24 protein-coding genes, 1 tRNA gene and 1 pseudogene are annotated in these 17,414 nt (G+C 35.0%); 8 read left to right on the top strand and 18 right to left on the bottom strand.

The genetic code is table 11. The annotated features are described in order from the left end of the window. Positions 1-19: 19 nt before the first annotated feature. The 9 genes from ACICQD_RS02220 to ACICQD_RS02180 all read right to left on the bottom strand — a co-directional run bounded on the left by ACICQD_RS02220 (position 20) and on the right by ACICQD_RS02180 (position 4,204). On the bottom strand, positions 20-184 hold the full coding sequence (locus ACICQD_RS02220; protein WP_010082072.1) for an IS3 family transposase: 165 nt from the start codon (positions 182-184) through the stop codon (positions 20-22). Continuing rightward, a complete protein-coding gene (locus ACICQD_RS02215; RefSeq protein WP_010082071.1) occupies positions 177-338 on the bottom strand; it encodes a DDE-type integrase/transposase/recombinase in 162 nt (53 codons plus the stop codon). The genes ACICQD_RS02220 and ACICQD_RS02215 overlap by 8 nt, the downstream gene beginning before the upstream one ends. A gap of 3 nt (positions 339-341) precedes the next feature. Beyond that, positions 342-539 (bottom strand): hypothetical protein, encoded by a 198-nt coding sequence (locus tag ACICQD_RS02210; protein ID WP_051062196.1) that lies wholly within the window; start codon positions 537-539, stop codon positions 342-344. A gap of 13 nt (positions 540-552) precedes the next feature. Further along, a complete protein-coding gene (locus tag ACICQD_RS02205; RefSeq protein WP_231115908.1) occupies positions 553-1,035 on the bottom strand; it encodes an IS630 family transposase in 483 nt (160 codons plus the stop codon). A 28-nt stretch (positions 1,036-1,063) separates the two neighbouring features. Then, a complete protein-coding gene (locus ACICQD_RS02200; RefSeq protein WP_155968342.1) occupies positions 1,064-1,411 on the bottom strand; it encodes an IS630 transposase-related protein in 348 nt (115 codons plus the stop codon). Further along, on the bottom strand, positions 1,401-1,610 hold the full coding sequence (locus ACICQD_RS02195) for a transposase (RefSeq protein ID WP_395461813.1): 210 nt from the start codon (positions 1,608-1,610) through the stop codon (positions 1,401-1,403). The genes ACICQD_RS02200 and ACICQD_RS02195 overlap by 11 nt, the downstream gene beginning before the upstream one ends. Positions 1,611-1,638: 28 nt before the next feature. Then, on the bottom strand, positions 1,639-1,983 hold the full coding sequence (locus ACICQD_RS02190; RefSeq protein WP_264373730.1) for a transposase: 345 nt from the start codon (positions 1,981-1,983) through the stop codon (positions 1,639-1,641). 170 nt (positions 1,984-2,153) lie between these two features. Then, entirely contained in the window at positions 2,154-3,326 is a 1,173-nt protein-coding gene (locus tag ACICQD_RS02185) for a porin (RefSeq protein WP_395461516.1), read from the bottom strand. A 62-nt stretch (positions 3,327-3,388) separates the two neighbouring features. Continuing rightward, positions 3,389-4,204: a hypothetical protein gene (locus tag ACICQD_RS02180; RefSeq protein ID WP_264374144.1), complete on the bottom strand. Its 816-nt coding sequence runs from the start codon at positions 4,202-4,204 to the stop codon at positions 3,389-3,391. A 233-nt stretch (positions 4,205-4,437) separates the two neighbouring features. On the opposite strand from ACICQD_RS02180, the gene ACICQD_RS02175 reads away from it, so the two are divergent. Then, positions 4,438-5,223, top strand: coding sequence for an enoyl-ACP reductase (locus ACICQD_RS02175; RefSeq protein ID WP_006280349.1), 786 nt, complete (start codon positions 4,438-4,440; stop codon positions 5,221-5,223). A 16-nt stretch (positions 5,224-5,239) separates the two neighbouring features. On the opposite strand, the gene secD is transcribed toward ACICQD_RS02175, so the two are convergent. After that, complete coding sequence (secD, locus tag ACICQD_RS02170; protein WP_264329758.1) at positions 5,240-6,595, bottom strand: protein translocase subunit SecD; 1,356 nt, start codon at positions 6,593-6,595, stop codon at positions 5,240-5,242. Here secD and ACICQD_RS02165 point away from each other — a divergent pair. Then, positions 6,582-6,863 (top strand): hypothetical protein, encoded by a 282-nt coding sequence (locus ACICQD_RS02165; protein ID WP_039964338.1) that lies wholly within the window; start codon positions 6,582-6,584, stop codon positions 6,861-6,863. The genes secD and ACICQD_RS02165 overlap by 14 nt on opposite strands. A gap of 129 nt (positions 6,864-6,992) precedes the next feature. On the opposite strand, the gene ACICQD_RS02160 is transcribed toward ACICQD_RS02165, so the two are convergent. Beyond that, positions 6,993-7,178 (bottom strand): DDE-type integrase/transposase/recombinase, encoded by a 186-nt coding sequence (locus ACICQD_RS02160; protein ID WP_338062968.1) that lies wholly within the window; start codon positions 7,176-7,178, stop codon positions 6,993-6,995. A 193-nt stretch (positions 7,179-7,371) separates the two neighbouring features. On the opposite strand from ACICQD_RS02160, the gene ACICQD_RS02155 reads away from it, so the two are divergent. Further along, positions 7,372-8,198, top strand: a protein-coding gene (locus ACICQD_RS02155; protein ID WP_395461446.1) for an IS5 family transposase whose coding sequence is annotated in 2 segments (ribosomal slippage) — positions 7,372-7,759 and positions 7,759-8,198 — 828 coding nt in all. Because the reading frame shifts where the segments join, the coding sequence is not laid out codon by codon here. A 124-nt stretch (positions 8,199-8,322) separates the two neighbouring features. Here the strand turns inward: ACICQD_RS02155 and ACICQD_RS02150 are convergent. The 5 genes from ACICQD_RS02150 to rsmA all read right to left on the bottom strand — a co-directional run bounded on the left by ACICQD_RS02150 (position 8,323) and on the right by rsmA (position 11,280). Then, on the bottom strand, positions 8,323-8,469 hold the full coding sequence (locus ACICQD_RS02150; RefSeq protein WP_080717648.1) for an IS3 family transposase: 147 nt from the start codon (positions 8,467-8,469) through the stop codon (positions 8,323-8,325). Between the two features lie 59 nt (positions 8,470-8,528). After that, positions 8,529-8,663: a hypothetical protein gene (locus tag ACICQD_RS02145; protein ID WP_007548509.1), complete on the bottom strand. Its 135-nt coding sequence runs from the start codon at positions 8,661-8,663 to the stop codon at positions 8,529-8,531. Next, positions 8,660-8,794 carry an IS3 family transposase gene (locus tag ACICQD_RS02140; protein ID WP_007548354.1) on the bottom strand — a complete coding sequence of 45 codons (135 nt, stop codon included), beginning with the start codon at positions 8,792-8,794 and terminating at the stop codon, positions 8,660-8,662. The genes ACICQD_RS02145 and ACICQD_RS02140 overlap by 4 nt, the downstream gene beginning before the upstream one ends. A gap of 63 nt (positions 8,795-8,857) precedes the next feature. Further along, on the bottom strand, positions 8,858-10,351 hold the full coding sequence (gene guaB, locus ACICQD_RS02135; protein ID WP_065095043.1) for an IMP dehydrogenase: 1,494 nt from the start codon (positions 10,349-10,351) through the stop codon (positions 8,858-8,860). Positions 10,352-10,467: 116 nt separating this feature from the next. Beyond that, positions 10,468-11,280, bottom strand: coding sequence for a 16S rRNA (adenine(1518)-N(6)/adenine(1519)-N(6))-dimethyltransferase RsmA (gene rsmA / locus ACICQD_RS02130; protein WP_209472716.1), 813 nt, complete (start codon positions 11,278-11,280; stop codon positions 10,468-10,470). A 78-nt stretch (positions 11,281-11,358) separates the two neighbouring features. Between rsmA and ACICQD_RS02125 the strand changes: the two genes are divergently transcribed. Together ACICQD_RS02125 and ACICQD_RS02120 are read left to right on the top strand one after the other, a co-directional pair. Continuing rightward, positions 11,359-11,431 (top strand) — tRNA-Thr (locus tag ACICQD_RS02125). A gap of 24 nt (positions 11,432-11,455) precedes the next feature. Continuing rightward, complete coding sequence (locus ACICQD_RS02120) at positions 11,456-12,184, top strand: triosephosphate isomerase (protein WP_341811154.1); 729 nt, start codon at positions 11,456-11,458, stop codon at positions 12,182-12,184. 74 nt (positions 12,185-12,258) lie between these two features. Here ACICQD_RS02120 and dprA read toward each other — a convergent pair whose 3' ends face one another. After that, positions 12,259-13,347: a DNA-processing protein DprA gene (gene dprA / locus ACICQD_RS02115; RefSeq protein WP_395461515.1), complete on the bottom strand. Its 1,089-nt coding sequence runs from the start codon at positions 13,345-13,347 to the stop codon at positions 12,259-12,261. 61 nt (positions 13,348-13,408) lie between these two features. Between dprA and ACICQD_RS02110 the strand changes: the two genes are divergently transcribed. The 3 genes and pseudogenes from ACICQD_RS02110 to ACICQD_RS02100 all read left to right on the top strand — a co-directional run bounded on the left by ACICQD_RS02110 (position 13,409) and on the right by ACICQD_RS02100 (position 15,961). After that, positions 13,409-13,783 carry a ferredoxin family protein gene (locus ACICQD_RS02110; protein ID WP_010082601.1) on the top strand — a complete coding sequence of 125 codons (375 nt, stop codon included), beginning with the start codon at positions 13,409-13,411 and terminating at the stop codon, positions 13,781-13,783. A gap of 493 nt (positions 13,784-14,276) precedes the next feature. Next, positions 14,277-15,222: pseudogene (locus ACICQD_RS02105) on the top strand (D-alanine--D-alanine ligase). Beyond that, positions 15,203-15,961: a cell division protein FtsQ/DivIB gene (locus ACICQD_RS02100; RefSeq protein ID WP_264339297.1), complete on the top strand. Its 759-nt coding sequence runs from the start codon at positions 15,203-15,205 to the stop codon at positions 15,959-15,961. The pseudogene ACICQD_RS02105 and the gene ACICQD_RS02100 overlap by 20 nt, the downstream one beginning before the upstream one ends. Before the next feature lie 245 nt (positions 15,962-16,206). Here ACICQD_RS02100 and ACICQD_RS02095 read toward each other — a convergent pair. Next, positions 16,207-17,033 (bottom strand): IS5 family transposase gene (locus ACICQD_RS02095; RefSeq protein WP_395461446.1). Its coding sequence is split into 2 segments (ribosomal slippage): positions 16,207-16,646 and positions 16,646-17,033, totalling 828 coding nucleotides; the frame shifts between segments, so codons are not numbered across the junction. Positions 17,034-17,414 lie beyond the last annotated feature (381 nt).

The raw sequence follows: 17,414 nt of genomic DNA, 5'->3' as shown, positions 1-17,414 counted from the left end.
TTGTTCTGGAATGCAATAGTTAATAGTGACGTTGTTTGTTATAAAAAATTTCTATGTATTCAAATATTGCAGTTCTAGTTTGTTGAGCAGAGTGTTGTGAAGTATCAATAAGTATTTCTCTTTTCAATGAGCTAAAGAAGCTTTCTGCAACAGAATTGTCGTAACAACAGCCTTTATTACTCATCTATATTCTTTACAGCTAAGAGATATTGATACCCTTGCGCAGTATATTGTGAACCTTGGTCACTGTGCAGCAGTAGATTTTTAACAGGTTTACGCCTATTAATGGCCATTAATAAAGAGTTCATAACCAATTGTTTATTTATTGCACTACTCATTAACTACCATACGTGAGAATTATTGCTGCCAAATATAGCCATCCCTCCTTGGTTTTGATGTAAGTAATCCCATACTTTATTTGGTTGATCAACAATAAAGTTTTGATCTAGTATATTGGGAGCTACAGCTCTATTATCTGTTTGTTGTTTTTTAATTTTAAACTTTCTTTTCAGTATAGCCCTGATGTCATTTTTCTGCATAATATAGTATTTTCTAAAATGAATGATAAATTTCCATTATGGTATTACCAACCAAAAGTTGTAAGTCTGTATATTTATGCATTAAAGGTCTGAGGCGGCTTTTGATGGTATTCCAACAATGCTCTATAGGGTTCAAATCTGGTGAATATGTTGGTAGATAGAGCAAACGGCATCTAGCATTATCTATTAACTCCTTTGTTTTGGGAGTTTTATGGAATGTGGCATTGTCCATAACTATTGTAGTACCATGTGGCAATTTAGGTAATAACATCTTCTCTAACCATGTATTGAATACCTCTTTGTCACACCCACCTTTGAAAGTCATTGGTGCAATAAATCTCTTTCCAATCCACCCGCCTATTATACTGATTCTCTCTCGTTTTCTTCCTGGAATATCTGCATAAATTTTCTTTCCTATTGGAGCACGTCCATACTCTCGGTATAACCTATTATCAACTCCTGCTTCATCTATATATAAGATGCTGGAATGGTCTATTTTTGAGATTTTATCGGTAAATCGCTGCCTATCTTCTTGATTGCGCTCTTGATATAGTGTAACTTTTTTTTAAAGTAATTCTTAGCTGTTTCAGCCTATACCAAATTGAATTTATTCCAAATCCAAGATTTTGTTTCATCTCTGCCAGCGTATGATCTGGATTCTTTTTAACATATTCTTCGAGTATTTTTGGGTCTATTTTTCGAATAAAGCTGCCGTTTTTCGATGGCCTTAGGCTTTCACCAGCGGCTTTCTTTCTTAACCAGCGGTACAGAGTTGCTATTCCTATCTCCAAAAGCTCTGCCACCTCAACCTTTGACTTCCCTTTTTCTATCATCGATACTGCCCTTTCCCTTAAATCCACACTATACGCCATTATAACTCAAATAGCTTATTATACCTTTATCATTTACTTTGGGAAGTACTATACTTTGCACCGTTTTCAAATTGCAACTTTTACCCAAAGCCTTTAATTCAGCATGAATTTTAGGAGCTCCATATCTACATTTAGAAACTTGATATATTTTTTGAATAGCTTCGAGTAGCTCTTTATTTGCTGATTCTCTACTGCTTATTTTTCTTGTGGTCCACTTATAGTAGCCACTAGCAGAAAATCCTACATAATTCCTGTACTTTATAGTGTTTACTATGCTCTTTTATGAAAAAATATTTTACTCTTTTTGACTGGCCAGGGCTTTTTTTTAAATGTCTCTTTCCCTTGTTACTCTTGCTTTGTAAATCAAACCTCTCTTTGTCATAAGGTGCTACATCTGGAAATGCATTTGCCGCCGACTTTTTTTCGTTGTGTTTCTTTATCCATTTTCCTAATAAACCACCCTTTATTCCTAAATCTCTTGCTATTTTTGTAATTGTTTGACCTGCCTTTCTTTGTTCATTTGCCAGTTTAACAGCTTCCAATTTGAATTCTGCCGTATATTCTCTTACCATTTCTAATCCTCCAAAATTTTATTTTACCCAAAAAAACTCTTTTCTTTCTCTCCACTTTTTCTGGGTAAGGTCAGTTTACTGGCCTCTCCATGAGTGAGATTGAAAAATTAAGTGGAAATCTGTGAACGGTTACCTTGGATGACAGAAAAGAGTGTTGGAAGGAGGCAATATTAAAAACTTAATTTCAGTCCAGCCAAGAACACATAACCAGAGTTGTTATTTTCTATTTTAGGCTCTTTTGTACTAAACTTTACAATATCGAAATAGTATGAAGTACCTAAAAAAAGAGAATTTTCAAGACTTAAAGCATATGATGTTAACTCGTTTGTACCTTCGCCTGCAATATCCCTACCACTACTAAAATATGTTAAGCTTGATTTGTAAGAATCAGAATGGTAAGCGATACCTGCATTCATATAATACGTATTATTTATTTCAGGATTACGCTTCTCACCAGATTTACCACCATTACCATACGAAAAAATGCAATCAAGATCGAACAATTTTAGCTTCAAACCAAAATTCCAGTGTAGTAATTGATTGCGGCATTCATAATTTTTAGAAGTCCCATCTGAGCAATCAGTTAAATTTTCTCTTGCAAATTCACCAGTCAAAGCTGTAGTAAAACCTATATCATCTGACAAGCTGTTTTTATAGGAAAGGCCAGCAGCAATTAAATTGCTGTACTGTAAGTTATTTTTTCCTGGAACATAACTGAATCCGAGTTGAAAGTTATAGATTTCAGGGGAGATGTAGTTAATTGATGATTGTTTTAACCCTAGTTCGAGTTCATTATAATCGCTATAAATATTGGGCTTGACCCAGAACACCTTGTCTTGATCATATCCAGGGTCACCATCTTTTTTATGATCACCGCGCAAATTTGCATAGTTTGTCCAATGAACATTTACTCCTCCAGCAGCTGCATAAATTTTTGAAGTGTTAATTAACATGCTCTGACTAACTAAACTTCTTTTACCATATTCAACTGATCCAAGTTCCTGGTTTTTTATGATAAAATACCATTCCTCCATGTCTAACTTTTCTATGTCTAACGCTTTTAGGTTTGCAATACCAGAAACCCCTGCCTTAACATTAACCCCCATTTGAGTATTTGGATAAACTTGCTGTAAATAAAGAAAGCGCAAGTATGAATAACTTGAAGTTTTATCCTTAGGCTTAGCATTGAAAGAATCTCTGTTGAAGGCGTAGCCGAATCTCAAATCTATTTTTCCGTCTAGTTCTGCATAAAATATTTCCTTATCCAAAATTGTTTTAGAGCTAGCACTATTCTGCAAAAACAATGATGAAAGCAGTGCTACCAGGTAGTACTTTAACTTCATAAATAACCTTAAATCTTTATAAAAATTTAAGTTTAAACTCAATATAAATAAAAAACAACTTTTCAGAAGGCACCGCTGGTAGATTTTGCTGCCTGTTTTTGAGCTATATTCCCATAAATTATTGATACACTTGGTAATTTTTGCATTAATAACTGCTTATTAATGGCAGAATGTATACGATTAATTATTTTAGATGTACTTTTTACATCGCAGTTAATCAAAACAAAAAGCACTTTATTCTCATCAATATACCCTAGAAAATCATCACTACGGCAATTTTTATAAAAATGTTCTATGACAACTTTCAGTGCATCATTTGTCTCGCTACAGCTACTATTTAAGCCAATTATTCCTATAGCTGCATTAATTTGATGTTGAAAGGCGAAATTCAATATAACGTATAACTCTAAAATAGTGGACTCATTGCCCGGTATATCGAATAAGTCATGGTTTTTATATTTCTTACCCATTAGATATTCATCTCTAAAGATTCCTAATTTATGGGACAAACTGATATCACGTATTAACAGCTCATAATTTATTTTATTACTGGCAAATTGTGCAGTGCGGAAAACTTTTACTTTTGTCCTGATATCTTCTCCTTTAGCATCAGTTAAGGAAAAATCTATCACTTTAGGTAATATATCAAGTAAATCGTGCCCATTTTCGGTATACTCTAAATAATTCTTCATGTCGTCAGCTGCTCTTGCACTTAAAATATTGATTAACGGCTTATTAAGTAAATTCCCTTCCTCGTATTTTAACAAATTCCTTGCGGCTTGATTGAGCCCTAAAATTAACACGTTTTTTTTCTTATTATCCTGACAAACAGATACCACAGCATCATCTTTTCTTCTTGCAGTTATGAAATCATCCATACTTTCATTCTATACAGCGTATTTATAAGTATAATAAGATTATATTAAGATTTACTTACTTATTGATATGCTTAATTAGGTATAGACAAAATGTCATACGGGATGGCTTTGTTGTAGAAGAATCAAGATTACTGTTTATAGACTTCAAGTTACTGCAAAAAATATTTTAAAACATAGTGATATCTTGACTTTACCTAGTTAATATTCCAAATTATAAAAAAACAGATAGTTCTATGACGACAAGTCTATTACAAGGCAAAAAGGGATTAATAACCGGAATAATAAATAAGAGATCAATAGCATACGGTATAGCAAAAACTCTCTCAGAGCACGGAGCAGAACTTGCAATCACCTACCAGAATGAAATAATAAAAGAAAAACTATCACCAATAGCAGATGAACTAAATGTGGAGCTAATATTACACTGCGACGTTTCAAATGAAAAAATCATAGATAACGCTTTCGAAATAATAGAGAAAAAATGGGGTACTCTTGACTTTTTGGTGCATGCAATAGCATTCTCCGATAAAAATGAGTTAGATGGTAAATATGTCAATACTTCACTGGATAACTTCCTCAATGCAATGCATATATCGTGCTATTCTTTTACTGCTTTAGCGCAAAGGGCTGAAAAAATGATGTCAAATGGTGGTAGTTTACTTACTTTATCTTATTATGGCGCTGAAAAAGTTATGCCAAATTATAACGTTATGGGTTTATGTAAAGCGGCACTTGAAGCAAGTGTAAAATATATAGCATGTGATCTCGGGCCACAAAATATCAGAGTAAATGCAATTTCCGCTGGTCCAATCAGAACTTTAGCATCTTCTGGAATAAGCGATTTTCACTCCATATCAGAATGGAATAGAAATAACTCTCCGCTCAGACGCAATGTTACAATAGAGGATGTTGGCAAGGCAGCGTTATACTTATTAAGCGACTTAAGTAGTGGCACTACTGGAGAAATTTTGCACGTTGATTCAGGATATAACGTTGTGGGAATGAAGGTGGTTGACTGAGATCTAAATCCTTCATTCAAAGCGCTAGTTCCTTCGGGTTCATACACAACTCTATCAGGAGTTTTGTGACTGTGATTGCAGAAAACATCGAACATAAAATTCCTATTGATAGAGTGACAGAAAAGCCTCTTATTGCTCCACTGCCAATAATGAACATTATTCCTGCAGCAATTAATGTAGTGATATTTGAATCCAGTATTGTCTTTATAGCGTTTTTAAACCCTTCTTCAATAGCACGTTCCACTCTCTTGCCAGATTTGATTTCCTCACGAATTCGCTCAAATATTAAAACATTTGCATCCACCGCCATACCGACAGTGAGTGCAATACCGGCAATTCCAGGTAAAGTTAGAGTTGCTTCAAGCAGAGTGAGAATTGATAATATAAGAACTACATTAGAAAAAAGTGCAACAGAGGCCAATACACCTAATTTGCCGTAAGTGATGATTATAAATAAAGCCACGGCTATAATAGAGATTGTTGCTGCCATTTCCCCTGCCTTTATTGATTCTTCTCCAAGACTTGGGCCAATGTTTTTTTCTTCAATTATTTTAAGTGGTGCTGGCAGTGCTCCAGATTTTAAAAGTATTGCAAGTTCGCTTGCTTGTTTTTCAGTGAAATTACCGCTAATTTCTCCCTCTCCATTTAAAATTGGCTCACGTATTGTAGGTACTGTTAAGACTGTGTTATCCAGAACAATTGCAAAAGGTTTTCCCACATTTTCTTTAGTGATTTTTGCGAATCTTTTACTCGCTATGCTGTCAAATTTAAAATGCACTGTTGGTTTACCTAAGTGACCAAATCTAACTGATGCGTTAACCAGCGAATCACCACCTATTTCAGTTTTGCGGAATATTGGATAAGAATTACCTAAAGAATCCTTGAGCATGACAGTGGTTTCATGGTCTATATCCTGCACCTTGGCTATGTTAGTGTTTGCCAAATGAAAAGCTAGCTTAGCAGTTTTGCCAAGCAGAGATTTTATCTGCTTGGTATCTTCTACTCCAGGCACCTGCACTAATATTTTATTCTGCCCTTGTTTTTGAACGCTGACTTCCTTTGTGCCAAGTTTGTCCAAACGGCGCTGGACATTGTTTATTGATTCTGCAGCTACTTCACTGATCAAAGAATTTTTATAATGGGGTTTATACGAAATGAGAATTGAAGAATCTTTTCTATTTAGCTCTAAATTTGGATTTATCGCATTAATCAACACAGATGCTTTTTTATAATCATCAATATTATTTAAAGTTATAACGCTATTTTGTACGTTAGATTCAATATTTTTTGTTAGCAATGTCTCTTTTATTTCGTTAGCTAGCATGCTTAGCTTTTCCTTAAAATAGAAGTCTAAGTCTATGTTTAAAAGCAAAGATGCCCCTCCTTTCAGGTCAAGGCCTAAGTTTATTCTTTTTTTCGAAATAAAAAGCTTATTATCAAAGAAATTTGGCAGTGTTATGTATAAAGCAAATAAACAGATGCATAATACTGAAAAAGATTTGACTATAAGTCTGTTATACATAAGTTGTAGGTTTAAAATTGTAATAATTGATTGTAAGTTAAAAATAGATTTTTGTAAAATTCTCTATTTGACCTTACCCAGAAAAAGTAGAGAGAAAGTTAAGACGTTTTTATCATGAGAATAAATTGTGCAGGAATGCAATAGTTAATAGTAGAATGTCTACGTTATTTGTTATAAAAGATTTCTATGTATTCAAATATGGTAGTTCTAGTTTGTTGAGCGAGAAGTATCAATAAGCAGCTCCCTTTTAAGTGAACTTTTCTGCAACAGAGTTATCGTAACAACAGCCCTTATGGCTCATGCTGGAAATGATGTTTTTTGTATTCAATAGAAATTGGTAATTTTGAGAGGTATACTGTGACCCTTGATCGCTATGTAACAGCAGATTTTTATCGGGTTTGCGTTTATCAACAGCCATCAATAAAGAATCTATAACTAATTATCATGTTACTCATTAACCACCATGCGTGAATATAGGTCAATTATTGCCGCCAACAACCTTCTTTAGTTTTTATGTAGGTAATCCCAAACTTTATTTGGCTGATCAGTAGTAAAATTTTGATCCAATAGACTTCTTTCGAAACTAGGATAAAGCAGTAAAAATAGTAATTTTGAGGTAAGGAGAAATGAAGTATGAAATAGTGAAAGAGCTCGATAAAGGGGAGTTTCGTCGACTAACAGGAGTAAAGAGATCAACATTTAACAAAATGGTAGGGATTTTATGTGAAGAAAATAAAAAAAAGAAAGCCAAAGGAGGAAGGAAAAATAAGCTAAACGAGGAGAATATGCTGCTCATGGTATTAGAATACTTACGAGAATACCGTACATATTTTCACATAAGTCAAAGTTATGGAGTAAGTGAAAGTACGGCATATAAAACTGTAAAATGGGTAGAGGATACTCTAATACAACACCAAGATTTCGCATTGCCAGGACGAAAAGAACTCCTAAAAAGCGACGTGAAATATGAGATTTTGGTGATTGATGCAACGGAAACACCTGTAGAGAGACCAAAAAAAAGCAGAAAAGATTTTATTCAGGAAAGAAGAAAAAACATACGCTAAAAACACAAATAATTGCAGAAAAGAAGAGCAAGAAAATTATTTGTACGTCATTTTCAAACGGGAGAAAGCATGACTTTCGGCTTTTCAAGGAGTCAAAAGTGCATGTATCAGAAGGTATAAAAGTTTTAGCCGATGCTGGCTATAGAGGTTTTCAGAAAATTCACAAAAATGTCGAGTTGCCACACAGAAGGATGAAAAAGAGTCCCTTAATTAAGGAAAAAAAGGTAGAAAATCGGGAGCTAGCAAGCAAAAGAGTAGTAGTTGAGAATGTAATTGGTCTGTTAAAAAGATTCAAAATTATTGCAGACAGATACCGCAATCGGAGAAAACGTTTTGGCTTGAGATTCAATTTAATAGCAGGAATTCACAATTTTGAGCTGTCTATATGAGTTTCGAAAGAGGTCTAATGTGTTCGGAGCCACAACTCGGTTGCTTATTTGCTGTTTTTTATTTTTGAACCTTCGTCTAAACTTGGCTTTAATGCCATTTTCTTGCATAACACTTTGTACTGTTTTAATTTTTGCCTAAAGCTTTTAATTCAGCGTGAATTTTAGGGGCTCCATATCTGCATTTAGAAGCTTGATGTATTTTTTGAATATCTGCTAGAAGCCCTTCTTTTGCTAATTCTTTACTGCTTTTTTCCTTAGCAACCCATACCACCAGTACAAAACCCTACATAGTTCCTGTGTTTTATAGCAATTTCTATATAAAAGAATACTTTACTCTTTTTCTTTGCCCAGGGCTTTTTTTAAGATGTCTCTTTCTCTTATTAGCTCTTTTTTTAGATCAAATCTTTCTTTGTCATAAGGAGCCTTTGCCTGGAAATGCGTATGCTCCAGACATTTTTCCATCATATTTTCTTACTTAACATACTACCATCTATACCTAGATCTTTTGCTATTTTTGTACTTGCTTGACCTGTTTCTTTAACCAGCTTAACAGCTTCTAATTTGAATTCTGCTGTATATTCTCTTCTATTTGTCATATTTTGAAAAAACGTTTTATTTTACTCCAAAAACGTCTTAACTTTCTCTCTACTTTTTCTGGACTACTCCGAATCGGTTGACAAATTGGACGTTTGATAAGCATAATTTGGAGCTTCTTGTGTAATGACTATATCATGAGCGTGACTCTCTCTTAATCCTGATGCAGTAATAGTAACAAATTTACAATTTTTTTTCATCTCTTCTATATTCCTATTACCAGTATACCCCATTGCAGCTTGCAATCCGCCAATCAATTGATGGATTACTCCTGAAGCTGGACCTTTGAATGGAACTCTTCCTTCCACTCCTTGTGGAACTAATTTGAGTTTTGAATCTTTATCTTGAAAATAACGGCTAGCTGAACCTCGTTTCATTGCACTAATAGATCCCATTCCTCGATAGCCTTTATATGCTCTGCCCTTATACATAATAATCTCACCTGGGCTTTCGTCAGTGCCAGCAAAAATCGAACCAATCATCACAGAGTCAGCACCAGCTGCAATAGCTTTTGCAACATCTCCTGAGTATTTTACCCCACCATCAGCAATTAGTCTGACGTTTCTTGCTCTACACGCCTCTGCAACATTCTTGATTGCAGAGAATTGTGGCACACCAACACCTGTAACTATTCTGGTTGTACAGATTGATCCTGGTCCTATTCCAACCTTCACTGCATCAACACCCGCATCAATCAACGCTTCAGCAGCCTCCTTTGTTGCAATGTTTCCGCCAATTAATTGCGTATTAGGATACATCTTTTTTATTTCCCTAATGGTATTGATAACGTTTTCGGAATGACCGTGAGCAGTATCCACAACAACTACATCAACTTCTTCTCCGATCAAAGCTTCACATCTGTCTATACCATCTTTTTTACCAGTGCCAATTGCAGCGGCAACTCTGAGACGCCCTTTACTGTCTTTACATGAATTTGGGTATCTATTGTATTTTTCAATGTCTTTAACCGTAATTAAACCTATACAACAAGAATTTTCATCTACGACCAAAAGCTTTTCTATTCTATTTTCATGCAACAATTTCATTGCTGAGGCACTATTCACTCCCTGCTCCCGCACTGTCACTAACTTATCTTTTGTCATCACTTCGGAAACTTTTACATTCATGTTCTGGTCTTCAATAAATCTCACATCTCGGTTAGTTAAAATTCCAACTAACTTGCGTTGATCGACTACAGGAATGCCAGAATAATTGTGCTCTCTCATTAATGAAATTGCTTCCGCAACTGTTTTATCCGGTGAAATCGTAATTGGGTTATACACGATCCAACTTTCATATTTTTTCACCCTTCTCACTTCTAAAACTTGTTCATCTATTGATAAATTCTTATGTATGCAACCTATCCCTCCATGTTGGGCAATAGCTATTGCAAAGCCCGATTCAGTAACAGTATCCATTGCAGAGGATATGAGAGGGATATTTAGTTCTATACTATTTGTTAAATAAGTTTTTGTATCTGCATCGCAAGGCAATATATTAGAATAGGCTGGCAAAAGAAGTATATCGTCAAACGAATAACAAGCTTCCATTTTTTTCATAGGCTTTATTTAAAGCTTATACGCCAATTAATTAAATTGCAATAGGCAAAATTAGCTAGGAGCCTTTAATTGTATAGCTCTAACTGTTTTTAGGAGATAGAAAAGCTATATGGTTGCTAATACATTTTATTGCAAAATAAGCATTCTACATTATTTGCCAGCAAACAAAACTGCTCAATAGTTAAGTTTTCTGGACGCTGGTTTCCGCTCAATTTAGCGTTTTCAAGGACAGTTTCAGCGTGGTTCGTTATATTTTGCAAGCTATTTCTCAGCATCTTTCTTCTTTGAGAAAAAACGACACGTGTTAATCTTGTTAAGGTTTCCAAATTTACTGCAAACTTTGGGGTAGGCAAAGGATTTACTGTAATTACTGAAGAATGTATTTTTGGTCTTGGAAAAAACTCTTTAGGTTCAATATCAAATTCCTTTTTTATATCACATAGTAACTGGCTTAGCACTGATAAGGAACCATAATCTTTAGAATTGGGTCTTGCCGTAATGCGATCTGCTACCTCTTTTTGAAACATTAATGTCAAGTTCGTAAAAAATTTTATATTATTTAACCACTTTAAAAATAACACTACCGAGATATTGTAAGGCAAGTTAGCAATAACTTTAACTGGGCGCTCTATCAGCTCTTCTTCTGTAACATGCAGTGCATCCGCTTCTATAATTCTATACTTTCCTTGATGCTCATTTAGCAGTTGGTCATGGTGTTTTACTAAATCTCTATCTTTTTCTATAGAAAGTAGAGACTTTGGATTATGCACCAATATTTCTCTTGTTAATGCACCATATCCAGGACCAATTTCAATGACATTAAAATTTTCCAGACTACCAGCTAAAGCGACGATTTTTTTTGTTATCTCACTCGATAAAATAAAATTTTGCCCTAGACTCTTTTTTGGCTTCAGTAAAAATTTTTTCATATTATTTTCATTATACAGTATTTTAAAAATTAGTTGACGAAAATTCATTGATAATTGTATATTATTAATGTGTTTAACGCCGGCTTAGCTCAATTGGTAGAGCAACTGACTTGTAATCAGTAGGTTGTCAGTTCAAGTCCGACAGCCGGCACTCTCGCCCATATAAGTAAAGTTGATGTCCTTTTTAATAGTAGCAAATTGGAAAATGAATGGAATGCGTTCTTCATTTGTTGACTTTATAGGCAAACTTAACAACAAGAGCAACGAAATTACCTCTAAGCTAGTGATTTGCCCTCCTTTTACATCATTGCCAGATAGTATAGAGCTAAGCAATAATATTAGTATAGGAGCACAGAATTGCCATCAGAAAAAGTCCGGTTCTTACACAGGTGAAATTAGCGCAGAAATGTTAAAAGAACTAGGGTGTACTTACGTAATACTTGGGCATTCTGAAAGGGCTAATGAAAAAGATAGTGAAATAAAACTTAAGTCGGAAATAGCAATAGAATCAGGCTTACACCCAATTATCTGTGTAGGTGAAAATTCAGAAGATTATAAGAATGAAAAAACAAAAGAAGTAATAGAATATCAATGTAAAAACCGCTTGCCAACACACGGTGAATATACCGTAGCATATGAGCCAATATGGGCAATAGGCACAGGTCATGTGCCAAATAATGATGCAATTACTGAGGTGATAGAGGTAATAAAATTGTGTACTGGTAAAAAACACATTATATATGGTGGTTCAGTTAGTTCAGAAAATATAGAAAATTTGTTAAATATTTCAAATTTATCAGGAGTTTTAATTGGCAGTGCAAGCTTAGATTTCGATCACTTTTATAAAATTATACAACAAGTTGAAAAAAAGTTTTCTCTTATCAATTCTAAAATCAGCAACTAAGAATCCTATGATAAATGTCATCATTCCAGTGTCAAGCATATATCTGTACGAACATCTAGTATAGCTAAAGTAATCTAGAAAATTAACGATATTTTATTCCCCGGTGAACGCTCTATTTTGTTTTCCAACTCTAGTTCTAAAAGAGCCATTAGAGCTATGTTGGTAGAAAGTCCGCTTGCTAATATAAGTTCATCTATATCAACAGGTACAGAGTTAATATGATCAACTATAACAGATTTTGCCTGTTGTAATTTTTCTTGTTTTTGGTTAACAAAATGGTGCTCAACATCAAATAGGTTTTTTTGCTGCGGAGGTAAACTAAACCTAATACTCTCTATTATGTCATCAGCGGATTCGATAAGCTTAGCACCGTTTTTAATTAAATAATTACTACCACTACAGCGTGAATCTAAAGGGAAACCAGAAACTGCAAACACCTCTCTCCCTTGATTTAAAGCAAAATCTGCTGTTATTAGAGAGCCAGAACGTTTCGATGCTTCAATCACTGCAACACCTAGCGATAGGCCAGATATAATTCGATTCCTTTGAGGAAAATACTGAGGCTTTGGTTTAGTAGCAAATGGAAGCTCAGTAATTACCAACCCACCATTCCCAGTGATTTTTTTGTATAGATCAAAATTCTCTTTTGGATACACCACATCAATTCCGCTTGCTGTAACAGCAATAGTGGGGTGATTTTTGTATATTACACTGTTTGCTGCAGTATCAATTCCTCTTGCAAGTCCAGAAATGATAACAAAACCAGCTTCACTTAAATCAAGTGCCAACTTATTGGCAAAATTTCTTCCATTCATTGAAGAGTTACGCCCACCGATTATTGCAATTATCTCACGGCTTAATAATGATATATCACCAAGCGCAGTTATTACAGGAGGACAACTAGGGATATTTCTTAAAAGATCAGGGTAATCTGGGTCACATGCGGGTATAATTTTAGCTCCAATTCTTTCTGCATTATTGATTTCTTCTCGTGCATCTTGAATGCCATACACCTTATCATTAGCCACCCTATTGAGATATTTTAGCACCTCATCTAGCGATCCGTGTGTTCTTAGTATACTAAAAAACTTTATTGGTCCTATGGTTCTAGCCAGGCTTAACCATACTTCTAATTCTTTGTTGTTCAATTTATTTATCTTCATAAAAAGCTTGAATTTCTTATCAATTTAGTGTACCCAAGATAATGCAAATATACAGTGTTTTATGACGCATTTTGTTACAGATAAATGCATAAAATGTAAATATACAGACTGCGTGGAAGTATGTCCCGTTGACTGCTTCTATGAAGGCAAAAACATGCTCGTGATTAACCCAGATGAATGTATTGATTGCGGAGTGTGCATACCTGAGTGTCCAGTAGATGCAATTGTAACTGATGATTCCATAAAAGATATTTTAGAACTAGATGAAGAGTTGCTGAGCAGCGAACAAAAAACTTTCAAGTTATTTTACGATATAAATGTAGAATACTCACAAAAGTGGCCAAATATCACAGCTAAAAAGCAACCCCTCTATACTGCAGAAGAGTATAAGGAAAAAAAGGATAAAACAGCTTATTTTGACGAAAATTTAGAGTAATATTAACAAAGAAAAAGATCAGACTCCTTGCATAACCATATGAAAAACTAGCAACTCACTCTTTTTTGTCATTCCAACGCGTGACGCACAATCGTACGAACATTGCAATTTGCAGGTGGCAGATGGTGTCATGCAAGTAGCTCTCCTTTGTCATCCGAGCCCCTATGATGTCATTCCAGTGCTCTGACTACTTGGATCCAGAAAAAAAGATGATGTCATCCGAGTAGCTGACACTGGTTCCTTTATGACGGTGTCATCCCAGTGCTTGACACTGGGATCCAGGAATTTTATTAAGTATAAAAGTAGCCGTTTTATGTTAAAATACAACGTTTTGATGATTATGAAAAAGCTGGATTTCAGACTGGAATGACACCACCTGCAAATTGCAATGTCTGTACAGTTGTGCATAGGATAGAGCTATAGAATTTTTCAAAGCGTTTTTTCTATTGAAGATAAGAGCATCTTTTATATATGCTATATAGTAAAACATAGAATGCCCATGATTCCAACTATAGCAATTTTAAGTGGTGGGTTTTCTTGTGAGAGAGAAGTATCGCTTATGAGTGGAAAAGCAGTAAAAAAGGCGCTTGATAGCCTTTCATATAATGCAATAGAAATAGATGTTGACAGCAACATTGCTGAAAAGCTTAAAAAAATTAATCCCCACCTTGCTTTTATCGCTCTGCATGGACCTTATGGTGAAGATGGCTGCATTCAAGGTTTACTGGAGATTTTAGGTATAAAATATACACACTCAGGAGTTATGGCTTCTGCTGTTGCTATGAATAAAGTGATGTCAAAGCATATATTTCGATCCCTTAGTATCGACACTCCAAAAGGTTATGTAATTAGCCGAGAAGATGTACTAAAAAATAATATTAAAATCGATTATCCGTACGTCTTAAAACCAATTAACGAAGGTTCAAGTATTGGAGTGCACATAATTTTCTCGCACGAGGATTACTTAGAACTGAAAGATAACAGTTCTACTATAATGGAAAAGATGATTATAGAAGAATACATTCCAGGTGTAGAGTTACATACTGCTGTATTGCTAAATGAAGCAATTGGCACTATAGAAATACGACCAAAAAATAAATTCTATGATTATGAAGCAAAGTATACAGATGGATTTGCAGAACATATATTTCCTGCTGAAATTCCTGACAATATATATAAAATGACCTTGGAACATGCACTGAAAATTCATCAATTTTTAGGATGCAAAACTATTTCCCGCTCAGATTTCCGTTATAATCCCAAAAATAACACTTTAAAAATGCTTGAGATTAATACACATCCTGGCTTTACTGAGTTATCATTAGTGCCAGAAATTGCAAAATTGGCAAAAGGAATCAATTTTAATGAATTAGTTAAAATTATTATTGAAGCAGCACAAAAATATTAGGGATTTAAGTCATGTTGAGCAATGTTACTAGAAGCCAAAGGAGTTTTTTGCGCAAGTGTGCCTTGGTTATTATCACAGCACTTTTTCTTACGCTAATACTCTACAGCTCACTTGATAAAATAATAAATCGATTTAATTACTACTTTACTTGGTATAATGACTGCCTATCCAGTTTATTACTCAGTAGTGGATTTTCAATCGACGAAGTAGTTGTGAGCGGCAATAAATTTACAAACAAAAAGGATATTCTAAGTTTGACAGATAGAACGCAACCTATCCTGTATATATCACTTTCAAAACTTGCCGGTAACATACAATCCGTAAGCAGATGGATAAAATACGTAAGAGTTCACAGAATTTTACCTAATACCCTACACATTAATATAGATGAACATAAACCGTTTGCTCTCTGGAAAGACAATAACAAGACCTCGGTAATTGATTTCGAAGGCAAAGTGATCGTAGATGACTATCCAGTAGATGATCTTGTTGTAATTACAGGACAAAACTCGTTATCAAACCTAGAATTTGTTAAAGATGTGTTAGAGAGTAAAACTCAATTAAGTGACCACATTTCCTCTTTTGCTTATATAGGGAATAGAAGATGGAATATCATATTTGATAACGGTTCCACAGTGAAACTGCCTGAAGATAATCCTTATAGTGCATGGGACTATTTAAACCACTTGCAAAATACAACTGATTTTACTTTCAGCGATTGGAGTATCATTGATATGCGTATTACTGATAAAATTTTTGTGAAGAGGTGATCTGCTGTAATCCAAGTAGCCCCTTTTCCTGTCATCCCAGTGCCCAGACACTGGAATCCCGCCGCGAACCGTCATACCGCGATTCATTCGCGGTATCTCTTAACATAGATCCCTTATTTAACCGCCATACCTTAACATAGATCCCGCTAACACGTAGCGGGATGACGAGGTTATCGTCATGTCACCGCGAACCGTCATACCGCCACGAACCGTCATACCGCGATTCATTAGACCTCTTTCGAAACTCATATAGACAGCTCAAAATTGTGAATTCCTGCTATTAAATTGAATCTCAAGCCAAAACGTTTTCTCCGATTGCGGTATCTGTCTGCAATAATTTTGAATCTTTTTAACAGACCAATTACATTCTCAACTACTACTCTTTTGCTTGCTAGCTCCCGATTTTCTACCTTTTTTTCCTTAATTAAGGGACTCTTTTTCATCCTTCTGTGTGGCAACTCGACATTTTTGTGAATTTTCTGAAAACCTCTATAGCCAGCATCGGCTAAAACTTTTATACCTTCTGATACATGCACTTTTGACTCCTTGAAAAGCCGAAAGTCATGCTTTCTCCCGTTTGAAAATGACGTACAAATAATTTTCTTGCTCTTCTTTTCTGCAATTATTTGTGTTTTTAGCGTATGTTTTTTCTTCTTTCCTGAATAAAATCTTTTCTGCTTTTTTTTGGTCTCTCTACAGGTGTTTCCGTTGCATCAATCACCAAAATCTCATATTTCACGTCGCTTTTTAGGAGTTCTTTTCGTCCTGGCAATGCGAAATCTTGGTGTTGTATTAGAGTATCCTCTACCCATTTTACAGTTTTATATGCCGTACTTTCACTTACTCCATAACTTTGACTTATGTGAAAATATGTACGGTATTCTCGTAAGTATTCTAATACCATGAGCAGCATATTCTCCTCGTTTAGCTTATTTTTCCTTCCTCCTTTGGCTTTCTTTTTTTTATTTTCTTCACATAAAATCCCTACCATTTTGTTAAATGTTGATCTCTTTACTCCTGTTAGTCGACGAAACTCCCCTTTATCGAGCTCTTTCACTATTTCATACTTCATTTCTCCTTACCTCAAAATTACTATTTTTACTGCTTTATCCTAGTTTCGAAAGAAGTCTATTCGCGGTATCTCTTAACATAGATCCCTTATTTAACCGCCATACCTTAACATAGATCCCGCTAACACGTAGCGGGATGACGAGGTTATCGTCATGTCACCGCGAACCGTCATACCGCCACGAACCGTCATACCGCGATTCATTCGCGGTATCTCTTAACATAGATCCCTTATTTAACCGCCATACCTTAACATAGATCCCGCTAACACGTAGCGGGATGACGAGGTTATCGTCATGTCACCGCGAACCGTCATACCGTCACGAACCGTCATACCGCGATTCATTCGCGGTATCTCTTAACATAGATCCCTTATTTAACCGCC

Source organism: Wolbachia endosymbiont (group A) of Therophilus tumidulus, assembly GCF_964277345.1.
GTDB lineage: Bacteria > Pseudomonadota > Alphaproteobacteria > Rickettsiales > Anaplasmataceae > Wolbachia > Wolbachia pipientis.
The sequence above is the reverse complement of the archived record's forward strand: the minus strand, read 5'-3'. Positions and strand labels throughout refer to the sequence as shown.